Origin of the sequence: Rhodococcus sp. NPDC059234 (genome assembly GCF_042754225.1) — a bacterium.
In the GTDB taxonomy this organism is placed as follows: domain Bacteria; phylum Actinomycetota; class Actinomycetes; order Mycobacteriales; family Mycobacteriaceae; genus Rhodococcus_G.
Genome location: NZ_JBHZAH010000090.1, coordinates 1 through 10,085, shown reverse-complemented (window position 1 = coordinate 10,085; position 10,085 = coordinate 1). Strand labels below are relative to the sequence as shown.

Annotated in this window: 10 protein-coding genes; 5 read left to right on the top strand and 5 right to left on the bottom strand. The window is 69.2% G+C overall.

Annotated features, from left to right (window positions below):
• On the top strand, positions 1 to 834 hold an 834-nt coding region (locus ACFXGJ_RS17925; protein ID WP_378622619.1), incomplete at its 5' end, for an MFS transporter.
• Between the two features lie 65 nt (positions 835 to 899).
• Positions 900 to 1,322 carry a DUF1992 domain-containing protein gene (locus ACFXGJ_RS17920; protein WP_378622611.1) on the top strand — a complete coding sequence of 141 codons (423 nt, stop codon included), beginning with the start codon at positions 900 to 902 and terminating at the stop codon, positions 1,320 to 1,322.
• Between the two features lie 337 nt (positions 1,323 to 1,659).
• Here the strand turns inward: ACFXGJ_RS17920 and ACFXGJ_RS17915 are convergent, their stop codons facing one another.
• The 5 genes from ACFXGJ_RS17915 to ACFXGJ_RS17895 form a co-directional block, all read right to left on the bottom strand.
• Complete coding sequence (locus ACFXGJ_RS17915) at positions 1,660 to 2,346, bottom strand: ABC transporter ATP-binding protein (protein WP_378622608.1); 687 nt, start codon at positions 2,344 to 2,346, stop codon at positions 1,660 to 1,662.
• Positions 2,343 to 3,473 carry an ABC transporter permease gene (locus ACFXGJ_RS17910; RefSeq protein WP_378622606.1) on the bottom strand — a complete coding sequence of 377 codons (1,131 nt, stop codon included), beginning with the start codon at positions 3,471 to 3,473 and terminating at the stop codon, positions 2,343 to 2,345. Before ACFXGJ_RS17910 ends, ACFXGJ_RS17915 begins: the two co-directional genes overlap by 4 nt.
• 161 nt (positions 3,474 to 3,634) lie before the next feature.
• The gene (locus tag ACFXGJ_RS17905) at positions 3,635 to 4,516 is read right to left on the bottom strand and encodes an LLM class F420-dependent oxidoreductase (protein ID WP_378622661.1); all 882 of its coding nucleotides are present in this window, start codon (positions 4,514 to 4,516) and stop codon (positions 3,635 to 3,637) included.
• A 20-nt stretch (positions 4,517 to 4,536) separates the two neighbouring features.
• A complete protein-coding gene (locus ACFXGJ_RS17900) occupies positions 4,537 to 5,373 on the bottom strand; it encodes an SDR family oxidoreductase (protein ID WP_378622603.1) in 837 nt (278 codons plus the stop codon).
• The gene (locus ACFXGJ_RS17895) at positions 5,366 to 7,009 is read right to left on the bottom strand and encodes an AMP-binding protein (RefSeq protein WP_378622658.1); all 1,644 of its coding nucleotides are present in this window, start codon (positions 7,007 to 7,009) and stop codon (positions 5,366 to 5,368) included. The genes ACFXGJ_RS17900 and ACFXGJ_RS17895 overlap by 8 nt, the downstream gene beginning before the upstream one ends.
• A 266-nt stretch (positions 7,010 to 7,275) precedes the next feature.
• On the opposite strand from ACFXGJ_RS17895, the gene ACFXGJ_RS17890 reads away from it, so the two are divergent.
• The 3 genes from ACFXGJ_RS17890 to ACFXGJ_RS17880 all read left to right on the top strand — a co-directional run.
• Entirely contained in the window at positions 7,276 to 8,937 is a 1,662-nt protein-coding gene (locus tag ACFXGJ_RS17890) for a class I adenylate-forming enzyme family protein (RefSeq protein WP_378622601.1), read from the top strand.
• Between the two features lie 26 nt (positions 8,938 to 8,963).
• Positions 8,964 to 9,452, top strand: a complete 489-nt coding sequence (locus tag ACFXGJ_RS17885) for a nuclear transport factor 2 family protein (RefSeq protein WP_378622598.1) — start codon at positions 8,964 to 8,966, stop codon at positions 9,450 to 9,452.
• 104 nt (positions 9,453 to 9,556) lie between these two features.
• Positions 9,557 to 10,085, top strand: a 529-nt coding sequence (locus ACFXGJ_RS17880; RefSeq protein WP_378622596.1) for a nuclear transport factor 2 family protein, incomplete at its 3' end; no start/stop codon positions are given.

The following is a 10,085-nucleotide window of genomic DNA, read 5'->3' as shown; positions in this document are numbered from 1 at the left end:
GTCCCCGACGTCCGACCCGCCGCCGACGGCACCGGCCTCGACCTGCTCGGCGCGGCGCTGCTGACGATCGGGATCGGCGCGCTGGCCTTCGGCCTCGTGCAGGGTCCCGACTGGGGCTGGTCGGGCGCGCCGATCCTCGCGGCCTTCGCCGTCGCCGTCGCGGCGGCCGCCGCGTTCTGGCTACGAAACACCCGGCACCGCGACCCGCTCGTGGAACCGGCACTGCTGCGGGTGCGCACCTTCGCGTGGTCGAACGCCGCGGCGCTGCTGTTCAGCGCAGCCTTCGCGGCCGGACTGCTTGCGAACATCATGTGGTTGCAGCAGGTCTGGGGATACTCGGCGCTGCTCACCGGCCTGGCCGTCGCGCCCGGACCGCTGCTCGTCCCCGCGTTCGCAGCGGTCGGGCAGGCGCTGTCCCGACGACTTCCGGCCGGGACCATCACCGCAGCGGGATGCGCCCTGTGGGCGCTCGGCACCGTCGCGGTCGCAGTCTCCGTCGGCCCGGACCCGAGTTACGCGACGCAGATGCTGCCCGGCTGGCTGGCCGCAGGGGCCGGAGTCGGGCTGGCTCTGCCCACCATCCTGTCCTCCGCCACCGCCGACCTGCCCGCAGACCGGTCCGCCACCGGCAGCGCGGTCGTGAACATGACCCGACAGATCGGCGCGGTCCTCGGCGTCAGCATGGTCGTCGCCGTGCTCACGCTCGGCCTGTCGGCCGGAGAGGCACCGACCCTGGCCGCCTTCGAGCACACCTGGTGGGCGATCGCGGCGGTGGCGGCCGGCGCGGCGGTCCTCGCTCCAGGGATGAACCCGCGCGGGCGAACGATGCCGTAGCCGAGCATTTCGGAAGGATCGGCCCCGGCCGGCGGGGCCGATCCTTCCGAACTCGCGAGAGGACAATGGTCGGCATGACCGAACGCAAGCCGTGGGACGTGCCGTTCGAGTCGTGGATCGAGCGACAGATCCGACTCGCACAGGAACGAGGCGAGTTCGACAATCTGCCTGGCGCCGGAAAGCCGATCCCGCACCTCGGCGACGACGACGAACTGTGGTGGGTCAAGAACAAGCTGCGCGCCGAGGGGCTGACGACCGAGGCGCTGCTGCCGCCGTCCCTGCAACTGCGACGCGAGGTACAGCGACTACCCGGCACCATCGCCGACCTGCCGAGCGAGCAGTCGGTCCGGGACGCCGTCGCGGACCTGAACCACCGCATCGCCGACTACCTGCGGGCACCGAGTGCGCCGGTGGTGCCGGTACACCGGGTGGACGCCGACGCGGCGGTGTCCGAGTGGCGGACCCGCCGCCCCGACCGTCGCATCTGACGGCCAGGCGCGGTCGAGCCGACGGGCGTCGCGGCCCACCTGCCGTGGACCGCGGTCCGCACGTCGCCGAGACCGTGTCCCGCCTCGAGCAGCTCGGTGCCCTTGTGCACGACGGCAGTGATCAGCTCGGCGGCCAACTCGGGTTCCGACTCGCCCTCGCCCCTCACGGACTCGACCAGCGATGCACGAGGCTCTCGCGCATCGCGGTGAACCGCGAGTTCCGAAAAGACCGCGGGGACAGTGCCGTCAGGGCCCGCCGCTGTTCGGCACGGTGTTCGACGACCGTGGCTGCCGCGATCCGGGGCACGGGCCCTCCCCGTCGGGACACGGGAGCGAGTCAGTGATGCGGATGCAGCTGGCCGTCAACCATTTCGAGGACGCGGTCGCAGTGCATCAGCACGTCGTGGTCGTGGGTCACCATGACCGTAGCGACGCCCACCTCGTGGGTCTCGCGCGCGAGCAGTTCGACCACCTCGTGACTGCGTTTCCGGTCGAGCGCTGCCGTCGGCTCGTCCACGAGCAACAGGGAGGGACTGCCCATGAGCGCCCGCGCGATCCCGACTCGCTGGCGTTCGCCGCCGGAGAGCTGCCCCGGCCTGCGGTCGGCGCGATGACTCATGCCGACCGAGTCGAGCAGCTCGTCGACGTCGCGGCCGGGTCGCGCGGTGATCTTCGGGACGAGCCGGAGCTGGTCGCGTGCCGTCAGCGCGGGAATGAGATTCCCCGACTGGAATACGAATCCGACCTTGTCGCGCCGCAGTTTCGCCAGCGCGCGGGTGGGCAGGGCCGTGACGTCCACGCCGTCGACATCGACCGCACCACTCGATGGACGGCTGAGACCCCCTGCGACCGCGAGCAGGCTCGATTTGCCTGCCCCGGACGGCCCGACGATCGCCACGAGCTCGCCGCGCGGCACCTGCAGGTTCACCCGGTCCAGCGCGAGCACGGTGGTGTCGCCGTCGCCGAACCGGAGACTGACATCGATGAGCGCGAGGCCGGTGGTCGTTGCCTGGGTGGTGGTCATCGGTTCTCTCCCAACGCGGTCAGCGGGTTGACGCGGGTGATGCGGACGATGGCGACCGCGGCACCGACCAGACCCAGAATGATCAGCAGCACTGCACCGTTGACGACCGGTCCGGTCTCGAGCGCGAACGGCATCCCACTGCCCTCGAGCCCGGAGCCGAGTCCGAGGCCGAGACCGACACCCACCGTGATGGAGCCGAGCAGCACGACGATCGCCTGGACCAGGCCGTCGCGCAGCAGGAACCCGGTGGATGACCCCATTGCCCGCAGAACCGCGAGTTCGCGGGTTCGTTGCACCGTCCAGATGCTGAAGAACGCGCCGACGACGAGGGCGGCGATCGCGTACAGGAACGTCTTGATCATCGACATGGTCATCATCTCGGCCGAGAAACCGGGTGACGAGTCGAACGATCCGTCGAGCGTCTTCGCGGAGGTTCCGGCCGCTGCGTCACCCGCGGCGAGGTCCGGCACCGCACCGTCGACACCACGAAGGGCGATGACGCTCGCCTCGGAATACGCACTGGGGGCGGCTTTTTCGCCCATCTTGGCGCCGGCGTGCACCTCCTGCCAGGTGCGCAGCGGGAGGTACGCGACGTCGACGTGACCGAAAGTTCGCTTGTCGTCCGTGAATCCGACGACGTCGAGCGTGGTGCCGAGCCGGTCCAGGACGACGGTGTCGCCAAGTGCGACCCCCTGGTCCCGGAGTGTGGAGCTCACGATGATGTCGGTGTCCGAACGCAGCGCCCCTCCCTCGGCGGGGACCGGTTCGAGGAACGAACCCGGTTCGATTCCGAAGAGCGTGAGATCGACCGGGGTGCCGGCGCCGGTCTTCGCGTTGACGATCATGTTTCCGAACAGCGCGGCGTCCTGGACGTCGGGGCGTTCGCGCCACTGTTGCGCCTGCTGTTCGGTCACGACCGACCGCGAGAACGCGGAGTCGGTCTTGGTGCCCTGTTCGAAGGCGAAGGCCTGGATCGGAGTCCGCTGCAGGGCGGAGACACCGTCGTTGACCAGGCCGGACGAGAGCCCCGACAGGATCACCATGAGGATGGAAATCAGGGCGATGACCGCGCCCATCAGGAGAAATCGGGTGCGCGCGAACCACAGTTCGCGCAGGGCGAGAAACATGAGGGGACTCCCACTGGTCGTCGAAACGGTCTCGGCGCCGCTCGGGTACCCCGTTTTATCGACGCGCTGCCGACATCATATCGACATCGTGTCGGTATGATGTGTGGCGTGCGTTACTACTGCCGGCAGTAGGAGTGGTGGGGCGGGCACACCCGCCTCGTTCAGGCCAGCGCCATCCGCGCCGAGCACTCGGCCATCTCGTCGAGCACCGCGTCGAGGGTGGTGGCGCGCCGTGACGCCGAGAGCAGGATCCGATCGGAGCCGAGCGAGCGCGCCCACTCGAGCTTCGCCTCGTCCATCTTCGGCAGGATGTGACCGAGCACCACCGACACCTCGGCGGGGTCGCGCCCGGCGTCCGTCGCCGTGGTCCGCATCAACGAGATGGCCGCGTCCAGGTCCTCGCCTCCGAGGCCGAGCGGCTGGAAGCCGTTGCCCAGCCTCCCCGCCCGCCGGGCCGCGGCCTTGCTGTGCCCGCCGATGTAGAGCGGCACCCCGGACTCGCGGGCCGGCTTCGGGAACGAGTACGCGCCGGAGAACCGGTGGAACTCGCCGGCGAAGTCGACGCCGTCCGAGCCGCCCGCCCACAGCGCGCGCATGACCTCGACGGCCTCGTCCGCGACCTTGCCGCGGCGGTCGAAATCGCCGCCGCAGGCCTCGACCTCCTCGCGCATCCAGCCCAGCCCCAGACAGATCCGCACCCGCCCGCCGGAGAGCCGGTCGAGGGTGGCGAGCCGCTTGGCCAGCACCACCGGATTGTGGTTCGGCAGCACCAGCACCCCGGTCGCCAGGCCGAGGGTGGTGGTGGCACCGGCCACGAAGGAGAGCAGCTCCAGCGGATCGGGCAGCGGGCAGTCGTCCGGCAGATGCGACTTGCCGGTCGGCGAGTACGGGTACTCGCTGCCCGTGTTCCCGATCACCACCGAGTGCTCCACCGCGGAGATCTCGTCGAATCCGAGAGACTCTGCCGCCCTTGCGAACTCGAGCACCTTCTCCGGATCGCCTGCCATTCCCAGTTCCACCGGGAAAACCACACCGAGCTTCACGTCACGCCTTTCCGTCGTCATCAGTCCATGATGGCGTCGACCAGTTTCGGCGCCCACACCACCTTGCCCAGAAACCTGTCCGCCCCGGGATCGGTGGCCAGCCAGACCGCGGCGCGGGCAGGAATCGTTGCGGGGACCGATTCGAAACCGCTGTCGACGATGGCATCGGTGCCGCCCCGAGCCCGTCCGGACTCGGTCACCACGAACCCGGGGCTGAGGTTGAACGCGCGGATCCCACTGCCGCGGTACTCCGCGTTCACCGCGCCCGCGAGCCGGCCGAAGGCGGCCTTCGACGCCGCGTACGACAATCCCCAGCCACCCTCGCCGGGCGCTGCGGGCGGGTCCATGCTTGCCGAGCCGGACACCAGATCGATCACCACTCCCGATCCACGCGCCACCATCTGGGGCAGCACCCGTTGGACGAGTGCGAGTTGGTGCAGGAAATTGCCGCGCACCATCGTCTCGGCGTCAGCCATGTCGATGTCGAGAATCCGGTCCATGTTGCCCGCGGTCTGCGCGTAGGCGTTGTTGACGAGAACGTCGATGCGGCCCCAGGTCTCGAGCGCGTGATCGGCCGCGGCCGTCACCGAGGACCGGTCGAGCAGGTCCATCGGCACCGGAAGGGCCCGGACCCCGAGGGCCTGGACCTCCGCGGCCGTCGTCGCGAGGCTGCCCGGGACGGGGATCGAATCGCCGTGCGTGCGCGGTGCGACCCGACCGTCACCCTCCCGCACGGTGCGCGCGGTGAAGGCCACGTCGAACCCCGCGCGGGCGAAGGCCAGAGCGGTCTCCCGCCCAATCCCCCGGCTCGCGCCGGTCACGAAGGCGACGCGACGATTCGTCGTCGACTCAGACACCGAGGAACCGCTGCCGCCCGGACGCCTGGAACTGCTGTTCGAGGTCGCGCTTGTCGTCGTCGGACATGGGCTGGTAGTTCGGACCGCCGCGTCCCTCCCAGCTGAACACGGGCTCGTCGGTGCGCCACAACTGCGCCTGCAGTTCGCGCTTGAGCACCTTGTTCGAACCCGTCACCGGGAGGTTCGTCGACACCCGCACGAATCGCGGCGCCGACTTGGCGCCCAGGTCGTCCTGGGTGCCGAGGAACGCGGCGAACTCCTCCGGGTCGAAATCGGTGTGGTCGGCGACCTCGATCGCGGCCATCACCTGGTCGCCGGAGCGTGGGTCCGGGACCGCGTACACGCCGGTCGCGATGATCTTCGGGTGCCGGCGCAGGACCCGCTCGATCATCAGAGCGGAGGTGTTCTCGCCGTCGACGCGGATCCAGTCACCCTTGCGGCCGGCGAAGTAGATGAACCCCGCCTCGTCGACGTAACCGAGGTCGCCGGTCCAGTACCAGCCGTGCTTGATCCGGTCGGCGATCGCCTGCTCGTTCTTGTAGTAGCCCTCGAAGCGCTTGGCGCCGCCCTTGTCGATCATTTCGCCGATCGCCTCGTCCGGATTGAGGACACGACCGTGCTCGTCGAGCCTCGCCCGCGCGCACTCGATGCGGGTGTCCGGGTCGACGACCGCGATCTCGTCGTGCGCCGGCCGGCCCAGCGCACCCTCGGGCGCCTCCGGGTCGAGCTTCACCGAACCGGCGCCCTCCGACGAGCCGTAGCCCTCGAACAGTTCGGCCCCGAACCGGCGCACGAACTCCGTCTTGTCCTCCGGCGATGCCTCGGTGCCGAATCCGCGGACGAGGGCGTTGTCGATGTCGTCGGCTCGCTCGGGCGTCGCCATCAGGTACGACAGCGCCTTGCCGACGTACGTGAAGAACGTTGCCCCGAAGAACTTCACGTCGGGAAGGAACCCGGACGCAGAGAACTTCCGGGCCCGCGGAAGACACACGGTCGCACCGTTGGCCAGCGCCGGCGCCCACAGCGCCATCAGGGCGTTGCCGTGGAAGAGCGGCATGCAGCAGTAGTCGACGTCCTCGCGGACGTGCCCGTATTTCTTCGTGTTCGCGTACGCCAACCGTGCGAGGCGGCCCTGGCTGCACCGGACTGCCTTCGACATTCCGGTGGTGCCGGAGGTGAACAGCAGCAGGTACAGACTCGACTCGTCCACGGAGGGATCCGCGGTGGGCTCCTCGACCCGGTGCGCGGCGACGGTGTCCGCATACTCGGGGGCGTCGACGAGGACGAACCTGTCCGGCGTCAGGCCGAGGTCCAGGCCTGCGAGCTTCGCCATGCCCTCGGCGTCGGTGACGATGAGCTGGCAGTCCACGTACCGGATCTCGGCCTCGAGTTCCGCCCCGCGGCGGGTCGGGTTGATGCCGACGATCGTGGCGCCGGCCAGCGCTGCGCCGCCGAGCCAGAAGAGGAACTCGGGCGTGTTGTCGAGCAGAACGCCGATGTGGAAGGGCCCGTCGGCTCGAAGCGACGTCGCCAGGGCGCCGCGGGCCGCGCTCTCCCGGACGGTCTCGTCCCAGGTCCAGTCCCGATCCGTGGTCCGGGTTCCCAGGTGCTCGTCGCCCAGACGGTCCAGCAGCATCTCGGCAATGGTGGCGCGTTCCAACTCGACTCCTGTACTCGATATCCGACTGCTCCCGGCGGCCGTCACCGCGCGGGCACCGGCGGCGGCGTTCCCGGCTGATCAAGGTCGGTCACGGTACCTCCTCGTGCAACGATGTGGCACGACGCTATCCATACCTTCCACCGCGGACCTTGGCCAGTCTCGGTCAGTGGAAATGTCGTCCGCGGCCCCCGGTGCGCATGAGATGTTCCTGTGCAATTCGAGCACGTGAGAAAGGCCCATGCATGACCACTCCCGCCGATCCGCAGACGTACCTGGCCACCGTGATGGCTCGGCTGACCCGGCCGGAGGCCCCGTTCGAGCTCGTCGAGGAGGACGTGCTCGGCGCGCGAATGCCGGTCATGCGCCACCGCAGGCAGGGGGTCCACGAGCTGATCGCAGCCTCGTTGGCGTTCGGCGACCGCGACTACCTGGTCACCGATGACCGGCGGATGTCCTTCGCCGAACACGCCGCGGCGGTCGCCTCGCTGGCGCAGGCGCTCGAGCGCGACCACGGCATCGGCAAGGGCGACCGGGTCGGAATCCTCGCCGCGAACACGATCGAGTGGGTGGTCGCGTTCTGGGCCACCCAGGCCCTCGGCGCCATCGCCGTCGGCCTCAACGCCTGGTGGGTGCCCCGTGAGATCGAATACGGACTGCAGCACAGCACCCCGAAGGTAGTGATCGCGGACGCGAAGCGCGCGGCGCTGCTCGCCGAGGTCGACACCGCCGTCCCGGTGCTCACCATGGAACAAGATCTCCCCCGCCTGATCGCAGCCAACCCGGACGCACCGCTGCGCGCAGCCGACGTGACGGAGGACGATCCGGCGGTCATCCTGTACACCAGCGGCACCAGCGGAAGACCGAAGGGCGCCTTGCATTCTCAGCGCAATATCCTGGCGGTGGTGGACTACCACCGGTACAGCGATGCGCTCGCCGACGCCTTCACCGGCAGGGAATACGACCCGTCCGTGCCGAGCGACCGGCGCTACCTGCTCACCTCGCCGCTGTTCCACATCGCCAGCCTGCACAATGTGGTGGTCCCCAAACTCGCGACCGGCAGCGCGGTGATCATGTACCAGGGCGGCTTCGACGCGGATCGGGTGCTCGCGTTGATCGAGCGCGAGAAGGTCACCAACTGGGGTGCGGTACCGACGATGGCGTCGAGGCTGATCGAGCACGGCAACGTCCGCAAGTACGACACGTCGTCGCTCACCGCCTTCTCGCTTGCCTCGGCGCCGTCCTCGATCGCGTTCAAGGCGCGCCTGCGCGAGGAGGTGCCGTTCGCGCACGATTCCCTGGTCGACAGCTACGGCCTCACCGAGTGCAGCACCGGCATCGCGGTGGCCACCCCGGTCGACGTGGACCAGTTCCCCGGAACCCTGGGCAGGCCGATCTTCGGCGTCGCCCTCGAGATCCGCGACCCGCTCGGCGCGCAGGTCCCGGACGGCGTCGAGGGCGAGGTGTGCGTCCGCAGCCCGTACGTGATGCTCGGCTACTGGAACAACCCGGAGGCGACCGCCGCGTCGATCCGTCCCGGAGGCTGGCTGCACACTGGCGACTTCGGCAAGCTCGAGGACGGTCGACTCCGGTTGACCGGTCGCCGATCTGATCTGATCCTTCGGGGCGGCGAGAACATCTACCCCACCGAGATCGAGCAGTGCCTCGACGAGCATCCCGACGTGGTCGAATGCGCGGTCGTCGGGGAACCGCACGAGGACCTCGGCCAGGAGGTCGCGGCGATCGTGGTGGTCGCCGGCGGCTCCACCGTGAACGAGGAGGAACTGCGTCAGTTCGCCGCCGATCGGCTGTCCTACTTCAAGGTTCCGTCGCGCTGGCGCCTGACCACCGAACCGTTGCCGCGCAACGCGACTGGCAAGATGTCACGCGGCCAGATCTCGCTGTAGGGACACCGAACGGTAAGGATCACAGGATGGACATCCGCCACACCATCGAGCGCTTGTCGGCCACCGAGTCGATCCGCGACCTGCTGTACCACTATTCGCACCTGATCGACCGCGGCGAACTCGCCGAGGTCGCAGAGCTGTTCGCCGATGCCCGGTACGGCCAGTGCGACAGCGACGGGGTCCCGGTCGGTGTTCTCATCGACCGGGACCCCGCCGGCGTGTTGCGCGCCAACGAGTCCTTCATCCGCATGTACGGCGATCCGCCGACGCCCCGGACCAAGCACCTGACCACGAACGTGCGTGTCACCGTGGCGGACAGCAATATCGAGGCGAGCTCGCTGGCGTACGTCACGGTGCTTCAAGGCACCGACGAACTGCCGTTGCAGCCGATCCTCACCGGCCGGTACTTCGACCGCTTCGCGCTCGTCGACCGGCAGTGGCGGTTCACCGAACGACTGTGCTGCATCGACCACGTGGGCAACCTGTCCGAGCACGCCCGGAGAACCCTCGCCTGAGGTCCCGCCGTGTTCCGCTCGGCGGCAGCGGACCTTCCGGACCCGCTCGCCACGATGGTAGGACTGCAGGCAGTGAGGGACACAACCGAAGTGGAGGGACCCAGATGACGAGCACGGCGGCGTCGTCCGGCGCAGGCATCGATCCGAACGCACTCGCCGAGCTGCTCGACAAGCAGGCCATCTACGAGGTGGTGATGCGGTACTGCCGCGGCATCGACCGGCTCGACTTCGACCTGGTGCGCGGCGCCTACCACCCGGACGGCATCGACCACCACACCGGCTTCGACGGCAACGTCGAGGAGTTCATCGACTGGGTACGTCCCAAACTCGCACTGTTCGGTGGCACCATGCACGACATCGGGAACCACCTCGTCGAGTTGCACGGCGACCGCGCGATCAGCGAGTCCTATTTCGCGGCAACTCATTGGGGCCATCCCGACTTCGGGGACTTCACCAGCGGGTCACGCTACGTCGACCTGATGGAGCGGCGCGACGGTCGATGGGCCATCGCGGAACGCTGGGCCGTGCGCGAGTGGACGCGCTCCGACGAGGGTCGGATGATCGCGCCGGAGGCCGCCGGTCCGCGCGGCCGCCGCGACGGCGCCGACCCACTGGTCGAACTGCAGTCGCGGC